The sequence below is a fragment of the Halomonas sp. GFAJ-1 genome (assembly GCF_000236625.2).
Taxonomy (GTDB): domain Bacteria; phylum Pseudomonadota; class Gammaproteobacteria; order Pseudomonadales; family Halomonadaceae; genus Vreelandella.
Genome location: NZ_AHBC01000043.1, coordinates 1 through 17,857, shown reverse-complemented (window position 1 = coordinate 17,857; position 17,857 = coordinate 1). Strand labels below are relative to the sequence as shown.

Annotated in this window: 19 protein-coding genes; 6 read left to right on the top strand and 13 right to left on the bottom strand. The window is 52.6% G+C overall.

Going from position 1 to position 17,857, the window contains the following annotated elements; all coding sequences use genetic code 11:
- Nucleotides 1-64 precede the first annotated feature (64 nt).
- The 3 genes from MOY_RS12355 to MOY_RS12340 form a co-directional block, all read right to left on the bottom strand.
- Nucleotides 65-1,129 carry a L,D-transpeptidase family protein gene (locus MOY_RS12355; RefSeq protein WP_009100227.1) on the bottom strand — a complete coding sequence of 355 codons (1,065 nt, stop codon included), beginning with the start codon at nt 1,127-1,129 and terminating at the stop codon, nt 65-67.
- A 2-nt stretch (nt 1,130-1,131) separates the two neighbouring features.
- Complete coding sequence (gene lgt, locus MOY_RS12350; RefSeq protein WP_009100224.1) at nt 1,132-1,923, bottom strand: prolipoprotein diacylglyceryl transferase; 792 nt, start codon at nt 1,921-1,923, stop codon at nt 1,132-1,134.
- Between the two features lie 590 nt (nt 1,924-2,513).
- On the bottom strand, nt 2,514-3,248 hold the full coding sequence (locus tag MOY_RS12340; protein WP_009100222.1) for a c-type cytochrome: 735 nt from the start codon (nt 3,246-3,248) through the stop codon (nt 2,514-2,516).
- A 281-nt stretch (nt 3,249-3,529) separates the two neighbouring features.
- Between MOY_RS12340 and MOY_RS12335 the strand changes: the two genes are divergently transcribed.
- The 5 genes from MOY_RS12335 to MOY_RS12315 all read left to right on the top strand — a co-directional run bounded on the left by MOY_RS12335 (nt 3,530) and on the right by MOY_RS12315 (nt 5,797).
- On the top strand, nt 3,530-4,087 hold the full coding sequence (locus MOY_RS12335) for a carboxymuconolactone decarboxylase family protein (RefSeq protein ID WP_009100219.1): 558 nt from the start codon (nt 3,530-3,532) through the stop codon (nt 4,085-4,087).
- Between the two features lie 84 nt (nt 4,088-4,171).
- Nucleotides 4,172-4,753 (top strand): sigma-70 family RNA polymerase sigma factor, encoded by a 582-nt coding sequence (locus tag MOY_RS12330; protein WP_009100217.1) that lies wholly within the window; start codon nt 4,172-4,174, stop codon nt 4,751-4,753.
- 58 nt (nt 4,754-4,811) lie between these two features.
- A complete protein-coding gene (locus MOY_RS12325; protein WP_009100215.1) occupies nt 4,812-5,213 on the top strand; it encodes a hypothetical protein in 402 nt (133 codons plus the stop codon).
- A gap of 175 nt (nt 5,214-5,388) precedes the next feature.
- Nucleotides 5,389-5,604, top strand: coding sequence for a zf-HC2 domain-containing protein (locus tag MOY_RS12320; protein ID WP_009100213.1), 216 nt, complete (start codon nt 5,389-5,391; stop codon nt 5,602-5,604).
- Nucleotides 5,591-5,797: a hypothetical protein gene (locus MOY_RS12315; protein ID WP_009100211.1), complete on the top strand. Its 207-nt coding sequence runs from the start codon at nt 5,591-5,593 to the stop codon at nt 5,795-5,797. The genes MOY_RS12320 and MOY_RS12315 overlap by 14 nt, the downstream gene beginning before the upstream one ends.
- A gap of 84 nt (nt 5,798-5,881) precedes the next feature.
- Here MOY_RS12315 and MOY_RS12310 read toward each other — a convergent pair whose 3' ends face one another.
- The 4 genes from MOY_RS12310 to dksA all read right to left on the bottom strand — a co-directional run bounded on the left by MOY_RS12310 (nt 5,882) and on the right by dksA (nt 9,065).
- Nucleotides 5,882-6,532, bottom strand: a complete 651-nt coding sequence (locus MOY_RS12310) for a peroxiredoxin (RefSeq protein WP_009100208.1) — start codon at nt 6,530-6,532, stop codon at nt 5,882-5,884.
- A 132-nt stretch (nt 6,533-6,664) separates the two neighbouring features.
- Entirely contained in the window at nt 6,665-7,549 is an 885-nt protein-coding gene (gene folE2, locus MOY_RS12305; protein ID WP_009100205.1) for a GTP cyclohydrolase FolE2, read from the bottom strand.
- A complete protein-coding gene (locus MOY_RS12300; RefSeq protein ID WP_009100202.1) occupies nt 7,546-8,643 on the bottom strand; it encodes a CobW family GTP-binding protein in 1,098 nt (365 codons plus the stop codon). Before MOY_RS12300 ends, folE2 begins: the two co-directional genes overlap by 4 nt.
- Complete coding sequence (gene dksA, locus MOY_RS12295) at nt 8,643-9,065, bottom strand: RNA polymerase-binding protein DksA (protein ID WP_035540716.1); 423 nt, start codon at nt 9,063-9,065, stop codon at nt 8,643-8,645. Before dksA ends, MOY_RS12300 begins: the two co-directional genes overlap by 1 nt.
- Before the next feature lie 139 nt (nt 9,066-9,204).
- Between dksA and MOY_RS12290 the strand changes: the two genes are divergently transcribed.
- Nucleotides 9,205-9,864 (top strand): DUF1826 domain-containing protein, encoded by a 660-nt coding sequence (locus tag MOY_RS12290; protein ID WP_009100197.1) that lies wholly within the window; start codon nt 9,205-9,207, stop codon nt 9,862-9,864.
- A 161-nt stretch (nt 9,865-10,025) separates the two neighbouring features.
- Here the strand turns inward: MOY_RS12290 and MOY_RS12285 are convergent, their stop codons facing one another.
- The 6 genes from MOY_RS12285 to MOY_RS12260 all read right to left on the bottom strand — a co-directional run bounded on the left by MOY_RS12285 (nt 10,026) and on the right by MOY_RS12260 (nt 17,058).
- Complete coding sequence (locus tag MOY_RS12285; protein WP_009100195.1) at nt 10,026-10,832, bottom strand: metal ABC transporter permease; 807 nt, start codon at nt 10,830-10,832, stop codon at nt 10,026-10,028.
- The gene (locus tag MOY_RS12280; RefSeq protein WP_009100193.1) at nt 10,822-11,427 is read right to left on the bottom strand and encodes an ATP-binding cassette domain-containing protein; all 606 of its coding nucleotides are present in this window, start codon (nt 11,425-11,427) and stop codon (nt 10,822-10,824) included. The genes MOY_RS12285 and MOY_RS12280 overlap by 11 nt, the downstream gene beginning before the upstream one ends.
- On the bottom strand, nt 11,428-12,324 hold the full coding sequence (locus MOY_RS12275; protein WP_009100191.1) for a metal ABC transporter substrate-binding protein: 897 nt from the start codon (nt 12,322-12,324) through the stop codon (nt 11,428-11,430). It lies immediately after the preceding gene.
- Between the two features lie 10 nt (nt 12,325-12,334).
- Nucleotides 12,335-13,777: a hypothetical protein gene (locus tag MOY_RS17425; RefSeq protein WP_009100189.1), complete on the bottom strand. Its 1,443-nt coding sequence runs from the start codon at nt 13,775-13,777 to the stop codon at nt 12,335-12,337.
- Between the two features lie 244 nt (nt 13,778-14,021).
- Nucleotides 14,022-14,702, bottom strand: a complete 681-nt coding sequence (locus tag MOY_RS12265; protein ID WP_009100186.1) for a Fe2+-dependent dioxygenase — start codon at nt 14,700-14,702, stop codon at nt 14,022-14,024.
- 10 nt (nt 14,703-14,712) lie between these two features.
- On the bottom strand, nt 14,713-17,058 hold the full coding sequence (locus MOY_RS12260) for a TonB-dependent receptor (RefSeq protein WP_009100184.1): 2,346 nt from the start codon (nt 17,056-17,058) through the stop codon (nt 14,713-14,715).
- Between the last annotated feature and the right edge of the window lie 799 nt (nt 17,059-17,857).

Genomic DNA, 17,857 nt, shown 5'->3' with positions numbered 1-17,857 from the left:
GCACTACGTTGTGTTGAATAACGAAAGCACCTCCAAACGCATGAAGGTGCCTACAGTGCTCTCGTTATCTAACTGTTGCCTGGCTTACTCTTTGATAAATATCCATACTTGCCGCTTCGCCTTCGCGTTCATCCGGCGCTTGATGAAATGACGATAACGCTGCTATTTGATCATCCGGCTTATCAAATAGCGCCTGTAACTGACGATCATCCAGCTCAGCAAGGCTGTCCTCAGACGCCAACAGCTGCAAGCGAAGCATCGCTTTCAATGCATCAACGCCGACCTTATCGCTATCAACCGTTTTAAAGACCTGCACATAGGCTTCGCCCTCTTCACTGGCCCCCACTTTGACGGGCTGGTCGATAATGTTGACCTGAGTGCCGCTGGGCACGTTATCGAATATTGAGCTGATATCCTCTGGGTACATGCGTATGCAGCCTCGGCTAGCGCGCATGCCAATACCATCAGGCTGATTAGTGCCATGAATCAAGTAACCAGGAATATCCAATAAAATCGCATGCTCACCTAACGGATTGTCAGGGCCAGGTGGCACCACCGCCGGAGCAGGGTCTCCCCGCTCAGCGGCTTCCTCACGCATAGAGCGGGGCGGATACCACGCTGGATTCTCTAAGCGAATGGTTGTTTTGGTAATGCCAAGTGGCGTGTTGTAGCCTTCACGACCAATCCCAATAGGGTAGGTTTCAACCCAGGGCGTTTCTCCTGGTTTGACCTCAGGATAGTAATATAGCCTGAGCTCTGCGACGTTAATCACAATCCCCGTACGCGCCTCGTTAGGTAAGATATGGCGCCGAGGGATGGTCACAGCGGTCCCCTCTCCCGGCATCCACACACTTACTTCTGGGTTCGCAGAAAGAATCTCCTCATAGCCCACGTTATGTGCACGGGCAATATCAACGAGCGTATCGTCTTGATTGGCTACTACCTGATAATCTTGGCCGATAATATCGCCCTTTTCGGGAAGAGGGTAACGATTGTCAGGCATATCCTCCTCACTGCCTTGTGCTAATAAGGGCCATGTCGACACACTCACGGTGGCCAAACCGCATACAGCGATCACGCTCTTTTTTAAAAAAACACGGCGCGTACTGGTGTTCATTAAGCTCATCATGCTTAAGCTCCTTTAACGCTAGCAACAGGCTGGGAACGCGACCATACGATCAGTGCCGCCCCACCCAGTAACATAGGTAGTGTCAGTAAATGGCCCATCGTGACCCAATCAAAGGCGATAAACCCCAAATGCGCATCGGGGAGGCGAACGAACTCCACGGCAAACCTAAAAACGCCGTAGGCAAGTAAGAAAACACCTGATATAAAGCCTCGTTGCGCAGGTCGGCTTGCTAACCACCAAAGCAAAGCAAACAGCACCACGCCTTCTAAGAAAAACTCATAAAGCGCCGAAGGGTGGCGTGGCTCTGGCCCTAGATGAGGAAACACCAGCGCCCAAGGCACATCGCTGATGCGGCCTGGCAGTTCATGGTTAATAAAGTTGCCTAACCTACCGGCACCTAAACCAATGGGTACCAAAGGCGCAATAAAATCCGTGGTGTCTAAAAAACCCAACTGCTTTTTCCGAGCAAATAGCACCGCTGCGGTTAACACCCCAAGCAGCCCACCGTGGAAGCTCATCCCCCCATCCCACACATGGAATACCCACACCGGATTACTCAGCCACTGCTCCATGCCATAAAACAACGCATAGCCCAAGCGCCCACCGGCCACGACGCCAATAGCGCTATAAAACACCAAATCACCAATGTCTTCGTTGCTAAGCCCTAAATAAGCAGCACGCCGCCGCCCTAACCACCAAGCAGCTAAGAAGCCCACTAAATACATCAGGCCATACCAATGAATCACTAGCGGCCCAATGGCAATGGCCACAGGGTCAATTGCAGGATATTCCATTACCGTTCTCCATCTATCCAACACATACGTCGTGCCCGCACAGATGCCATCAGCACGCTGCGCATTGCGGCGATTTTCAAATAACGACTAGAGAGATAATGAAACGCGGGGAGGTTTATCCAAACGATTAGGCAGGCGTTGTGGGAAGGGCTGAAATGTCAGCCAATGCGGAGAGTGTACAGGAGCAACACCTGCTATTTGCCCAGCCGCTGACTGTGCAAAGGGTGAGCATGAGGCTTCGTGATATTCAGCATTTGTTGTAGGCGTACTGGCTAAGCAGCGTGAATCGTCAGCAGCAACAGGGGGCTCATCGAAAAAGCAGCTGACAGCACTCATGCCGCCAGCGCTAACGCTAGAGGCAGCCAGTAGCACCATCAAAAAAAGTGCGGAGAATTGCTTAATACCCGCGTTACGCATACAGCGCCATTTTATCTAACATCTTGCTCCCTTGGCTTACGCCGATGACGTATGCAGTGCATATTTAACATAACAAAAACGATCAGTCCAAAATGTAGCGGCTTGCACAATACCCCTCCACGTCCATTCAAGCCGCTTGTTGCACTCCAACGGTTGCGCTAAAAAACCTCTGATCAGCTATCGCAGTGGCCGTCCGCTCCTCCCGCAAATGTTTGCTGGGCACTCACAACATAGGCTGCCAGAGCCGCTAACTCGTCCGACTCCCAATCGAGTGGCTCTGCTTCCATGGGCGCCACCATACAAAGCTGCACCATCTCATCGGCATGCACTGTTTCCATACCAAACATATTGGTGCCCATCGCAACGGCATGAGGATAAGGCTGATTAAAGGTGTCCTGATAGCCCGACTGACCATCGGCACCGTGGCAGCTAGCACAGGAAAGACCATTACTGCTCAAGGAAGAATCGTTAAAGAGCGCCTTCCCCCGCTCGACCAATGAGGCGGGGTTATTACCGCTTTCATCGTAACCGGGCACGTAGCTATCCGGCCGCGACACGGCTTGTGTACGCACATTGGCTGGCGCGCCAGCCTCAGCCTCGCCCTCGGCCTGGGATTCCCCTTCTGCCTCACCTTCAGCTTGCGCTTCGCCTTCACCCTCAGCCTGGGCGTCACCTTCTGCCTCTCCCTCTGCTTCCGCCTCGCCTTCAGGTTGGGCTTGGGCCTCCGCGTGATGGCTAGCCAACAGCAGCGTTGTAGGGGCTTCGCCGTAGGCATACACCGCCTGGCTGTTGGCAACGGCTTGTAACGTCACTCCCCCCGCTATCAGTGCTAAAACAGGCGCGGTATAACACATTTTCAGACGCAGTTTACTGAGTAACTTATGGCGTTTTTGCTGTTCTTTAGACATGGCACCCACCTCTTATCACTGTTGTTATTCGAGCGCTGACCCACACCGCAGCCGCTCTATTTATTTTTTGCTTGTCTTTGTTGTGTGTTGTTGTTGAGTAACACCTATTGGTGACGGCCAAGGCAAAACCCTTACACCCCCATGACTTAAAAACTGCCCAATATGAATAAAACGAAAAAATTGACCATTGCTATTTCTGTACTCAACGTTCCATAATCAAGTCAAGCCAAACCGCTGAACAAACCGGGGCATAACCCAACATTCAGAAGGAGATTGAATAAATGACGGATTTCACACTGCACACAACCGATACCGCGCCAGAAGAAGCCAAAGCGAACTTGCAGGCGGCAGAGAAGAAAATGGGCTTTCTGCCCAATATATTCGCCAAAATGGCAGAAGCACCAACGCTGCTAGAAGCCTACTTGGCACTCGACGGGATTTACGCTAAAACCAGCCTTAGCCCGGTAGAGCAACAAGCCGCACTGCTCGCGATCAGCGCTGACAATCACTGTGCTTTTTGCGTTGCTGCCCACACCGGCGGGATCAAAAAAGCCGGTGCCGATGATGCAACTGTTAAAGATTTACGCGCCCGTACGACCCCAAACGATGCTAAGTTGGCAGCGGTAACTCGCTTTGCCCGCCACTTGAATGCTCAGCGCGGCTGGGCCGAACAAGCCGAGTTAGACGCGTTTTTGGAAGCCGGTTTCACGCAACAACAAGTACTCGAACTGGTTATCGCTTGTGCGTTGAAAACGCTTTCAAACTACACTAACCATGTTGCAGGCACCCCGCTCAACGAAGAGCTTAAGCCACTCGCCTGGGAAGCCCCAACGTCATAACGTAAGCGCAGCGTCCGATGGTCGTTAAGGCGGCTATCCGTTGTATTTAAAAACACTCGTCTGAGTGCTCTTCTGGGGACGCATGTGAACACTGACACTCTTTCCATTGAAGGCCATATCGCTGCCCTAAGGCCGAAGCTAATTGCGTTTGCACGGCTGCAGTTGCGAGATAGTGTTGCCGCTGAAGACACGGTTCAAGACACCCTTATCGTCGCACTGGAGAAGCACGACGCTTTCGCTGGGCGTTCAGCGTTTGAAACCTGGGTATTTGGCATTTTAAAAAACAAAATTCTTGAGCGTATACGCTACGAACGACGTTACTGTTCTTGGCAAGATGGTTCTTGGCAAAACAGTGAGCAGAGTGATGAAGATGCTTTCGAGAATTTGTTTCAAGACAATGGGCGTTGGCAACCGGCACATAGGCCTCAATCCTGGGGCAACCCAGATCAAGTTCTTGAAAACGCCTCCTTTTGGAAGTTATTAGACACCTGTTTACTAGTACTACCCGACAGCACAGCCCGCGTATTTACGATGCGTGAACTTATGGGGCTCACCACCCAGGAAATTTGCGACGCACTTTCGCTAAGCGATGCTAACTGCTGGGTGATGCTACACCGCGCTAGGTTGAAGCTACGCGCCTGTATCGAAAAAGGGTGGTTAACATAAAATGAAAAAGAAGACGGCAAAAACTCCGCCTCGCCGCAAGCCAGCAAAGCGTCGGTTAATGAGAGTAGCTCGCAAACTACTGGTAGCGCTTGCATTTCTAGCAGTGCCTATCGCTTGGCTGATCGTAAACGAACGCACTGCCAGCGCCGAATCAGACCTTAGCGTTCTTGGCGGTGGAACGCCGGTCGCCGTGCAAATTCATGATCATAGCTGCCCGCTTTGCCAGCGCTTAAAAGCCAATGCTGAAGACGCATTAGCTCAAATGGATGCTCCGCCCGCTTGGCGTATTGTGGACATTAACACCACAAAAGGCGCTGACTTTGCCAACCAATATGGCGTTGGTCACGTAACGATTCTGCTCTTTGATGGGCAAGGAAATCGCCAGGATACGATTCAAGGGGTCACCAGCACGCCTTCGTTGCGCTCGTCTTTTGAACAGTTAACGGCCTCACGTCGCTAGCGTCATAACGTTTTTCAACCTCAGTGGCTAGCCTTTTTCAGGCCCTTTATCCTTTATATAGTGGCTCGATGTAAGGAAAAGCGCTTAGCAAACACTGAACCCAAAAGATTCAGCGCTGACGGTTAGTATCCACGGCCAGTGCAGAATTTTCGCCTGGTGAAAGGAGAGCCACATTATGATTATGTGCCGTGAGGCGACGCGCTTAATGTCACTCAAACAGGATAAAACGCTTAGTTTCCGTGAGAAGGCATCACTGGGGTTTCATCTCTCTATGTGTGGCGCCTGCCGAGCCTGTGCTCGCCAGTTCGACCTGTTACATAAAATAGGTAGCCACCACCCCGCATCGCCAGACAAGCCAAACAGCGATAGTGATCCTTATGAGCCGCGCTAGTGCCCTAACGGTTCTAACCGCGGCCATAGCGTGCCTGTTCGCCATACCGTTTTCAGCAGCCCATGCCCAAGCGATTCACTTCTCGCCTAACCAGATCATGACCTGGCCTACGCGTAGTTTTTCCGGTGAAACCCATTACGACATTGTTGAAAAATCGGTTCACTGGAGCACGAAGCGTTTCAAGCTCTATTGATCAGTTAGCCCTAGAATCTCCTAACTGATGCATAAAAAAAGCCAGCACCGAAAAGTGCTGGCCTACGATTTTGACACACTCGACCTAGCGCAATGTTGTTTTACGCAGGTAAGGCAGAACCGCATCAAACTCACCAAACTTCTGCTTGGCGTCTTCATCCGACACACTTGGCGGGATAATCACATCTTGGCCGACGGTCCAATCAGCAGGTGTGGCCACACCATGTTTTGCGTTAGTTTGGAGGGCATCAAGGGCACGCAAGATTTCCGCAAAGTTGCGCCCCACGGTCATCGGATACGTCATGGAAAGTTTCAGTTGCTTGTCCGGGCCAATAATAAACACCGAACGCACGGTGGCGCTATCAGCCGGCGTGCGGCCATCGGGCAGATAAGCATCTTCCGGCAGCATGTCGAAGAGTTTAGAAACGTTTAGCCCTTCGTCGGCAATAATCGGGAAGCCCACCGTGCTGCCGCTAAACTTTTCAATATCCCCCGCCCAGCGTTTGTGGTCTTCCACACCATCGACAGAAACGCCAATGACCTTGGTGCCACGTTTTTCCCATTCCGCACTTAACGTAGCAACCGCACCAAACTCGGTAGTGCAGACCGGCGTGAAATCTTTCGGGTGAGAAAACAGGATCGCCCAGCTATCGCCAATCCACTCATGAAAACGGATAGGGCCTTGGCTGGTTTCTGCTTCGAAATCAGGTACGACTGCATTGATACGTAATGACATTATCTCTCCTTAACAGGCTTCACGGCACACTGCTACTTTTCCGATTTTGGTGTTCTTCACTTGTTAAGACAACCCACGTTTATCACTCGTTCACGGCTATTGGGGCTGCATGTCTTTTATTACCAGCGTGAATTACCACTGCCACTCACAGCGTGCCACTGCATCGTGGGCATGCAGGCTCTCAGCATGTACCACCTTAAGCTGGAACCCATCGATATAATCCATTTTTCTAAGCACATTATCCAGGCGCTTAGCGGCGTCTTCGCAAAACATTAGGTTTTGCCCATTCGCAAGCGCAAAGGCTTGCTCATCAATGCGCTTCACCGCGGTTTGCAACGCTGTCCCTAGGGCTTTCTCGATACGTTCCACAACTGCTTCCAGCGGTATATCGGCGTTACCGTTTAACCGCACCGAGCAGTGAGCGTGACTGCGCTGGCTGTGAGGCGTGGCTAAAATCCCTTCCTCGCTGCCTAACCAGGCAAGCACAGCCTGTTTAGAGAGTGGAATATCGTCAAAATCCGCTGTAAAAGCCTGCTGAATTAATTGCCGGGCTAATGCAGCTGAACAGGGGCACGTTGACGAATAGCCAACGGCTACCTCTAATTCCAGTTGAAATCCTAACGGGGTAAGCTGGCCATGCAGCGTAAACGGATAACTCTTCCACCCCGCTAGGGGACTAATAAGGGCCTCCCGCTTAAGTAGCACATCCCCGCTAAACATGAGGTATGCATGTGTTGATAACCCTTGATGGCTCTCTAAAAAAGCACCGAGAACACGCTGAATTGATGCTTGTGAAAGAGGTTGATGCTCTAAGGATTCAAGTGCCGTATAGAGCCGCGACATGTGGATGCCACGCGCCTCGGCTGCCTCAAGACTGACGCCCGCTGAAACCTTGGCATTGACTTGGCTTCCAGCCAACACGACAGGCAGCGCAATGCCCTCCATCCCCACCCAGGAAAGAGTGCCCGGTAATTGGGCAGTTTGTTGGGCAATATCGGGTAACGTAACCGCCGTCATTTTACGACCTCATTAGATGGTGTGAAAAATGAATAAAGCTCGGCCACCGTGGCTGGCGCCACGTTTTGGGTAATAAACACAAACCGTGAAATACGATCGCTCACGCTGTTAAGTGGCAGCGGCGCCGGTGGGTGAAAAATGTGCTGAACGCCATGCAGCGCCAAGGGCGCTTCACGGTCAGTCAGGTGAACTACCGCTTTCATACGCAGCATTTTTTCACCCATTAATGACATCACTATATCCAGCCAATTCTCTAGCACCTCCGGGGTAATACGCGCCTCAACACAAAAGCAAAACGCATTGATATGCTCCCCATGGCGAGTGAGCGTCGGCTGGCTGTTTGGTTGGGTTAACGTAGCAACCGTGCTATTTGGCTTACCCTCACCAGGGGTGTGAGGAGCTGCATAATGCGCGTGATAGCTGGCCGCCTTTAACCACTGGTTCACTTGATAGCCTTGTGACGCCCCACGGTATAACCCGGCACCTACCAGTAAGTCGGGCGCGAGATTGCCATTGATTACCTGCCACTGCTCAGCGGCCGGGTTAATCTTAGCTAGCTGATTGGCTAAATAGCCCAAACGCCCTTCATCGGCTAAGTCCGTCTTGGTAATAAGCAGCCTGTCCGCTACCGCCACCTGCCGCTGTGACTCTCGATGCGCTTGCAGCGTTGCTTCCCCGTTGGCGGCATCCACACAGCACACCACGCTATCTAGCTGAAAACGATGGGCAAGCCAGTGGTCGGTCATTAACAGCTGCAAAATAGGCGCGGGGTCGGCAAGCCCAGTGGTTTCGATCACTACACGGGAGGGTGGCGGCTTACCTTTTGCCAGCAGTTCATCTATCGCCTGTTGTAGCGTACGGCTTAAATCGCCTCGCAATGTGCAGCACAAACAGCCACTACTCATCTCTACGACCGCTTGCTCGTCGCTTTGGGTAATCAACTGGTGGTCTAAGCCAATATCGCCAAACTCATTGATCACCACCAGCGTATTTTGCATAGAAGCTTGGCGAACCCAACGGTTGAGCAGCGTGGTTTTACCGCTCCCTAAGAACCCGGTAAGCACATTCACCGGCGTTAGCGTCGTAAACTGCATTACTCCCCCCGCGCTTTGCGGTAATGGTGCTCTTTTTGCTCTTGGCGCTCTTTTGCTTCTATGCAGAGCTTTGCCGTTGGACGAAACAGCAGCCGTGGAATGCCAATGGGCTCGCCAGTCTCTTCACAGTAGCCGTACTCCCCGCTTTCAATGCGCTTTAGCGCCGCATCAATGTTAATGATTAGCCTGCTTTCTCGGTCGGCTTGGCGCAGCGCTAGACGTAGCTCCTCTTCAAACGACGCCTGGTCTGCCTCATCGCTGTCGCGTTCATGGGAGGCGATAGCCGCTTTGACCTCTCTTAGGTGCGACGTTAGCTCCTCGCGCTCGTCTAATAAACGCTGCTTAAAAAACGCCAGCTGTGCGGCGTTCATATAGTCACTTTCAGGTTGTGCCAAAAGCGCACTCTCCTGCACTTTTTGCATGGAGGCGGGCGTCGCGTTGGTGTCTGATTCACTAGGGGATAGATGAGTATCACGTTGCAATGGGTGGCCTCCTTTTGATAAAAACGTTATAACATAACAAATAAAGTACTTCGACTCATACTTCCCTAGGAGCTTTGCTATGCCTACCCCCTATTCAACGACAGCGACTACCCTAGATGTATACCCAAACGCCGCGATAGATAGTGACATCAGCGTGCTGCCGCGTATTTTTGAAGAACACATTAGCATTGCTATTTTCAAACGCACGCTGCCCGCTGAAATAGCGATAAGCGCAAATGCCCAGTGCCAAACTAGCCGCGATTGGCAGTACGGATGGCTAGGCAGCCCAACAGACGCACTGAGAGAAGACCTCTACCGCAAACTTCCAGAACCCTCAGCAGGGGATGCACTGATTGAGGATATTGCGACGGTTGCCGAAGCCATCGCTTATCTCTTTGATACCGACACCGTCGGCATTCGGCTACGCTTATTAACCGCCGCCATGTGCCCGCGTTTTCACTGCGATAACCTCCCTGTGCGCTTAGTCGCCACCTACGCGGGCCCTGGCAGCGAATGGCTGCCCGAACACGCCGTTAACCGTGCAGGACTAGGCGCCCCTGCGCCCAACCGCCCAGAGATCGTACGCGATAGCCACGCCATTCAGCGTATGCAAGCAGGCGACATTGGATTGATAAAAGGCAGCGGCTGGGAAGGCAGTGAAGAGCGCGGTTTAGTGCACCGCAGCCCAGCACTTAGTGCGGGCCAAAAGCGGTTACTGCTTACTATTGACCCGGCTTAACCTTCTTCCATTATATGGTCCACCCAACGCGCCTTCGCTGCACCACGCGGACATAAAAGAGCGCCGCTAAAGAAGTCGAAAAAATCGCATCAGCACTTAAATCAGCACTTAAACACCACAGCACTTAAACACCACAGCGCTAAGGCCAGGATGGCACGATACTAGCGTCGACTTTCGCCACCCGGTCGCCCTGGTAAAACACGCAGCAAGCGCAGCCCCCATAACAGCATACCCATGGCCACATGGGTTATAATTAGCATCGGCGCGAAGGGCTGGTCCCACCAAAGGCTCAACCACCAAGCGGCCATAAAAGTAATGAGCCCAAGCAATATAGTGCGTTGTATCCAGTGCTGCAGGCAGCGAGCCTGTAGCGCACTCATCCAGGCGGGAAACAGCAGCGTCGATAGCGCCGCAGGAACGCCAAACACCATAGCTCCCATGACAATCACTGCCACCAGCCACCCAGCCTCTAAAAGTCGCGCGGATAAGCTGGGTGTGACCCACGACGCCACGTTAGGCGCTAACTGCCCCCGCAACCATGTCCGCCTAAGTGTCCAGAACAGCAGCAGTGAAACCAGCGTTAAGCCGATGACTGCCCATGTGTCCGAAGGCACCACAAAATAGAGCTGACCCTCCGCCCAACGCGCTGCCGCTAAGCTAGCTTGCGGTGCGTTGGCGGCCAGCAGTGTCACTAGTGCTAAACCAGCCAAAAAGCTCGCTAGCGCTGCATGCTCCGCTTGTCGTTGCACCCGCAGTAGCCACATCATCGCCCCGCTTACCCCTAACGCTATAGGGAGAACCGGCCAAGACAGCGCCGATGCTGCGACACCGCCAACCGCCGCCCACTGGCTGAGCGCCAGCGCCTGCCAAGCAGATCCTTTCAGGAACAGCCCAACACCTGCTAATGCAAGCAACAGCGTCATGCCAACACCTGTCAGCAGCGGCAGCCAGAGCATGTCAGGCAGCATCCAAACACGCCTCCAATGGCAGTGACTTGGCACCACAGGCGTCGATCATGCCACGGTCGTGACCGGTCATGAGCAGCGTGACATTTTGAGAAAGCTCTTTCATCAGCTCAACGGCTATCTGCTTAACCGCCTGATCCAGATGGTTCGCCGGCTCATCCAACATCACTAGATGCGGTACTTTAACGCCTGCGCCTGCAGGGGGTGTTAATGCAGCCGCCAGCCTCAAAAGCTGCCATTGCCCCCCGCTAAGGGAGTCAATCCGCTTCGGCAGCAGTGCCGCTAAACGCGGAAGTTCAGGCGGCACAATGCCCATGGCAGCAAACCAGTCATGACCTGAAAGCGGCCAGGGGTCGCGGCGCATACTCTCCTGAGCCAGCAGCATCAGTGTCAGCTTTGGATAGCGCCAAAAATCGCCGGAAAACACCGCTACTTGACCAGCAATCGCTTTGAGCAGTAGTGACTTACCACTGCCATTCGGCCCAGTAATCGCAAGCCTTGCCCCCATGGGGATGATCAAACTCAACGGCCCTACCAAGGCACGCTCCACACCGAGCGATGCTTGATCTAGCGCCACAATCACATCAGCACTTGGCATTTAGTGCGCCTCCAGCGCGTCGACCCATGTTCGCATCAGGGTGAGATACCCCTCTAGCGTTGGTGTCTGTGGTTCTAAAGGGACGCTTGACGCGGGCCATGCCAGGTAACGTTGCAAAAACTCCGCCCCCCTAGCGGGCTGAAAGTTGGCGTAGAGCACGCGGCCAGCTGTGCCTTGCAACTCGTCAACTAGCTCGCGTAGATGGCGTGCTCCTGGTGGAATACCTGGCGCAGGTTCCAGGTACCCCACTACGTTTACCGGCAACCACTCTTCCAAGTAGTCAAGATCTTCGTGGTAAACCACGATGCGCTGCTCAGCCACGCCCGCTGCGAGCTCTTTCGCTTCATCATGCAGGGCTCTTGCCAAGACGTCCGCGCGGGAACGGTAATCCTCGGCATGCTCTGGATCCAGCTGCGCTAATCGACGTGCCAATGCCTCACCCAGCGTCGCCATGCGCAGTGGGTCGACGTTGAAATGCGGATTCCCTTCAGCGTGCACATGTCCAACGTTCGGACCATCCATGGTGATAGAGCGCCTAAGCGGTAAAATATTGGCGCTAACAAAGTGTGTGTCACGACCACTATTCACCGCTGGGTTCGCAGCACCGCGTTGAGCTGCAGGGAGCCAGCCCTCCTCTAGGCCCGCTCCCACCTCCAGCAGCACATCGGCCCGACGCAGCGCCGCCATAAAGCTGGGGCGCGCGTCCAGGTAGTGGGCATCGCGGTCTGGGGCAGCCAACACGGTCACCGATACCTGATCCCCACCTACTTCGTTAGCTAACATACCGAGACTTGCCGTCGTCGCAACGATATTAAGTGTCGCCAGCGCTGGGAACGGCAGGCTTATTAACAGCGTTAGGGCGAGAGCCCCAACGCTGCGCTTTAGCATAAGTCGCATTTAACGCTCCTTAGAAACGGTGGGCGCCGTGTGCCCCTAGTGCCACATTGACCTGGAACATTAGCTCCAAGCCGCGATCACGCTCGCCATTGTTGGCGGCAAAGTCGTTGTGGCTCAGCTGAGTGCGTAAAAACACCTGCTCAACAGGGCGAAACGTCACTTGGGCACTATGCCGATAAGAGGTGCTAAGCGACTCTACTTCCGTAGGATGAAAGTCGACCACTTTATTGGTCAGACCCAATGCCTCGGTGCGCAAGCCTGCCTGCCAACGGGGCGCTACGCCATAAACAGCTTCTAGGTACATTCCATCCTGGCGCTCACGGTGGCGGTCCCGCTGCTCCCAGTTGCCATGCTCAACGTACTCGTCAAGATTGCGCCAAACGTGGAAGTATTCACTGGTAACACGCCAGTCGCCTTGGCCATAGGAGCGCCCGGCATCGTAACGGTAAGCAAGGTCTAAACCTGCAAACCAAGCATCGCCTTCAAGCGCATGAGCGTGATGGCCGTGATCTTCTACACGAGCTACCTGACGGTTATAACCAGTCGACGCGCCTAATTGCAGGGCGTGGTCTGCTCCAAGATCTGGCCCTGTTTTCACAAAGGCAGTAAATAGCGTTGGCGCACTATACTCTGAATAAGGGGCACCGCCATGGCTGTGTCCGTGCCCGTGATCGTTATGGCCATGCCCGTGATCGTCGTGACCATGCCCGTGATCATCGTGGCCATGCCCGTGATCGTCGTGACCATGCCCGTGATCGTCGTGACCATGCCCGTGATCATCGTGGCCATGCCCGTGATCGCCGTGACCATGCCCGTGATCGCCGTGACCACTGGCGACGGCGACAAAGCGGTTAAAGTGGCCGTTTTCTCCCTGTAACACTTCAATACCGAATCGTGTAAACGTCCGCGTTGGCGCTACCCAGCTCGCCTGTATCCCCGTTTCTTGCAGACCGTGGTCACCAAATAGGAAACGATTCACCAGCGGACGATCAGAAAAGTCCCAGTCATGCGGGTGGCGGCTATTCATGTACCCCACGTCTGACAGAAACTTACCACCCTTAAGCTGAAACCCTGCCGGTAACGCACGCGTAACTAAGTAGGCTTCTTCAACTTCTATGTGATCCTCATCAAACCCTACTAGCAGCGTGCCATCTAATAAGTCGCCCAGCCGCGATTCAATGACCAGTTCGGAATGCCCAAGGTTGAAGCCTTCACTCAGACCGTGGTCATGGCTGTGGCTGTGTCCGTGGTCATGGCCATGATCATGGCCTGAAAAACCAGCCGGCGTCTGATTACCGCTGGATATTTCGTTATAAAAAAATCCTTCCAAAATCAGCGAGACATCAATTTCCAAGCCAGTATCTCTGCTGCCTTCCGCCACCGCGATGGGCGGTATAAAAAGTGCTGCGGTCGTCAGTCCTGCAAGCACACTCTTCAACCCACGTTTACTCATTAATCAATCCCTTACACAATATAGTTATGATATATCATAACTATACGTTAATAGTATAATTATCAGTCGCTTATTAACGGCAGGCGCCCACAGTCACATTTTAGTGGCCGACACCTATTAAAATATTATGTTATAACATAACATAATTCAAGAAGAGCCCCTGTGAAGAGGTCTGCCATAAAAAAACCGGCGCATTACGCGCCGGTCAACAATCGAAACCTAACAGGCAACCTTCATTTAGCAATCAACACTCCGACCACATTCTAACCAGGTTGTTATACGTGCCCGTAAGGGCAACCAACTCATGGTGCGCCTCTCCTTGCTCCGACCTTAGTCGACGCAGCGACGTGTCCATTTCATAAAGTAAACGGCGCTTTTCTGTGTCGCGAATCAGGCTTTGCATGAACATATAGCAGCCCAGTCGCTCACCGCTTGTCACCGCCGTGACTTCATGTAGCGAACCCGACGGATAGGTAATTAAGCTCCCTGCCGATAATTTAACGGTTTGTTCGCCGAAGGTGTCGGTAATTTTCAGCTCGCCCCCTTCGTACTCATCCGGATCAGACAGAAACAGCGTTGCCGACACATCGGTGCGCAAATAGCTGCCGTCTGGCAGTGGACGCAACGTGCTGTCAATGTGCTTACCGTAGTGACTATCTTCCACCGTGTAACGATTGAAGTTAGGTGGAATAATTTTTAAAGGCAGTACAGCGCTCATCACTTCTGGCGTACGGTTTAATGCACGCATCACGATAGTGCGCATATCGCGAAGCACCGGTGACTGCTCTGGGATTTGCAGGTTCTTTTTCACCTGTCGTGCCTGTGGGCCCGCACTAATGCCACGCGCCCACTCGGCCTCTAATAGCTGGCGACGCATGGTCGCCAGCTCTTCAGGTGTCAGAATATTTTCAAAACTGACAATCATAAGTTAGCTCTTAGAAGTCGTAGCGAAGCGTTGCAATGGCATGGCGGCCTGGGCCAGGAATCCCTTGCGCACCGCCTTCCGCTAGCTGAGAAATATAGTCTTTATCCGTCAGGTTAAAGGCATTCACACGAAGCTGTAGTTCATCGGTAAAGCGATAAGCCGTTGACGCATGGAACACCGAGTACCCATCGATTTCAACTTGGCGGCGGCGCGCGTCCGGCTCAGACGCCACGCTGTTGACCTGGCTTGCGACGTACTCCATACCGCCACCAATGCTCCACTGCGGTGTCACCTCGTAGTCAGACCACACGTTAAACGTATGGCGCGGCGTACCGCCCAAACGTGACCCAACTTCCCACGCGTTATTAGAGCTACGCACTTCAGAGTCCATGTACGTGTAGCTGGTATACAAGTCCCAACCCGGGGCTAAGCTACCCATGGCACCAATCTCGAAGCCTTCAACGCGCTGCTTACCGTCTAGCACATCAAGTAGGTCTCCGCCGCCCTGAGCCGGCGTGCGTGCATTGTTCTTATCCGTACGGAACAGTGCAGCACTCAGCAGCAGGTTATCGGCAACGTTCCACTTAGTACCCAGTTCATAGGCAATGGTCCGCTCTGGATCGGTATTGAAGGCAGACTCATCAATAATGTCTTCGCGGCCCCCTTCGGTCGCATCGCCACCACCGGCTAGCTGCACCAGCCCACGATCAAAGGTACCGGTCACATCAAATGATGTGCCTACAGAGGCATACACAGTACCGTTTTCCGTTGGCTTGAAGACCAACCCCAGGTTACCGCTCCATTCGCTATCCGTTCGCGACACTGGGCCAATCGGTTCATCATAGCCAGTATCCGTGGCGGTTGATTTGACATGATCCCAGCGCACGCCGGTATGTAAGTCCCACTGAGGTGCAAGCGCCGCCACGTTCAGCGCATAAAGCCCTACCTGCTCCGACTCTAAGCGGTGACGTGTGCCATCGTAATATGCAACAGGCCTTACCCGACGCTCAGGATCATACAGAGAGGTGCGCGGGCCATTTTGGTCTGGGCGGCGGTCATTTTTAATATCCACATAGCCCACTTCAGCACCGACGACTAAATCATGACCAATCTGGCCCGTATCAAAGGAGAGCAGCAAATCTGTTTGGTTAAAGAACGACGTATCTGTTTGATCACGCGGCTTTAAGTCACCTTGCACCTGCGCCTGAGAGAAGTCACCGCTGCCCCAAGCCGCTTCAGGGATTTTGATTCGCGGTGACGACGTAATGGAATCATTCTCTACCCGGCTAGCGCGGAACTGGTTGCGCACGCTCAAGCCATCGTTGACATAGTGCTCAACGGCGACGCCCAGCTGGTCAACGTTGATCTTTTGATAGTCATCAACATGCCCGTAGAAACTGCTGTAATCAATCCCCGGCGGCAGCTGCCCGGTGTAGTAACCATCGCCTGCGCGCTGACCACCCGGCGTACGGCCACGATCATTTAAGCCCGAAGGGTCACCACTAAATCCTTCCCGATCAAGTGGAATCCCCTGGTCGGGAACGTTATTTTGCCGAGTATGTAAGAAATCAACGTCTACCCGCGTATCTTCTTGCAACCCCCACACGTAAGCGGCATACACGCCTTGGCGGTCATGCTCCACAACGTCTCGCCCATGGCCGTCTTGCGTGTGATGCATCAAGTTGAGACGAAACGCACTGTTATCATCTATACGACGGTTAAAGTCACCGGTTAGACGAAACAACTCATCCGTGCCCACAGAGGTTTCTATTCGGTTGCGGTCTTCCATTAACGGCTGCTTGGTCACAAAGTTAATGGTGCCTCCCGCAGAACCACGGCCAGAGAACGCCGAGTTAGGGCCTTTAACCACCTCGATTTGATCGACATAGAAAGGATCGCGGAAGTAGTTACCCAGGTCGCGGCTACCGTTCACGTTAATATCGTCGCGTGCGTTAAAACCGCGAATTTTAAGCTGGTCGCCACCGGGTGGATTACCTTCACCTGCTTGCAAGCTAATGCCAGAAACATTGCGCAGCGCATCGCGCAGTTCGGTAACGCTCTGGTCTTCCAGTAGGTCACTGGTCAACACCGTTACGATGCGCGGTGTTTCCAATACATCCCGCTGATACTTCACGCTATCCATAAACGTACCGCGGTAGCCTGTCACAGTGACCGTATCAAGCTCAGCTGAGGCCTCTGCGGCGGTTTGTGCGTGAGCATTAACGCCTGCTGTTGCAAGAATGCAGGCGCTAGCGGTAAGCAATGTGCGTGCATAAGAGGATGAGCGAGCGCTCACCGCACTAAAAGTGTGTGAGTTGATTGCGCTGGAAAGCGCTTTTTTCTTCGTTGTTAACATGGTGCATGCTCCCTTGTGTAAGACTTAAAAGCACCGGTAAGACGACCGTGAACTATCATCCCGATCAAAAAATGAGAATGATAATGAGAGTGAGGCGCTTTTTTATTTGGGCCATATTACCCAATAAGAACATTTTCGCAAGTGCAAACAATTATTATTTACACCAATAGCATGCTAACTAAACCGCCTATTTCAACAACTTACATGGGGATTTTGCTCACTGAGCAACGGGGCGCTGTGAGATGTACGCTCTGTCTCAATCAATTAGGAGCCTATAGCTAAAAATTATTGAAATATTTTCTCTACTTCATCACCCCATTCAAAGGCAACAAAGCGTATGCAGACAGACAAGATTGCGCTTATTAAAAGCATCGGATAGGCGGGCTGTGAAGAATAAGGGTTAGTGCATCCCAGCCCTTCTCCTTCCCAGGGGCAAGCTACTCCTATCGTCTAGGTTCACGATAATTTCTAGGCGTACTCCTGCCATCTACCTAGGAGAGTAAATACACGGTGCTTTCTCGAAGATAGCTCTACACCTCCATTGAGTTAGTTATACTTCCCTTGTAAAGCGGCATAAAAGAATACTCGACGAGCGCATTAGCTTTCGTGCTATCATTTATTAACTTTATGATTGTCAATACTATTGGTATAACCGCTCAGTGAGTAGCCCACTATTACTGTCATAAGGATGAAGCACGTATCATTCAAAAAATTAAATTAATCTACATTAAAATTTTCTAATTTATAATTTATAATTTATATTTATGAACATCAAGCAGTGAATTGTTTAAACAACTCT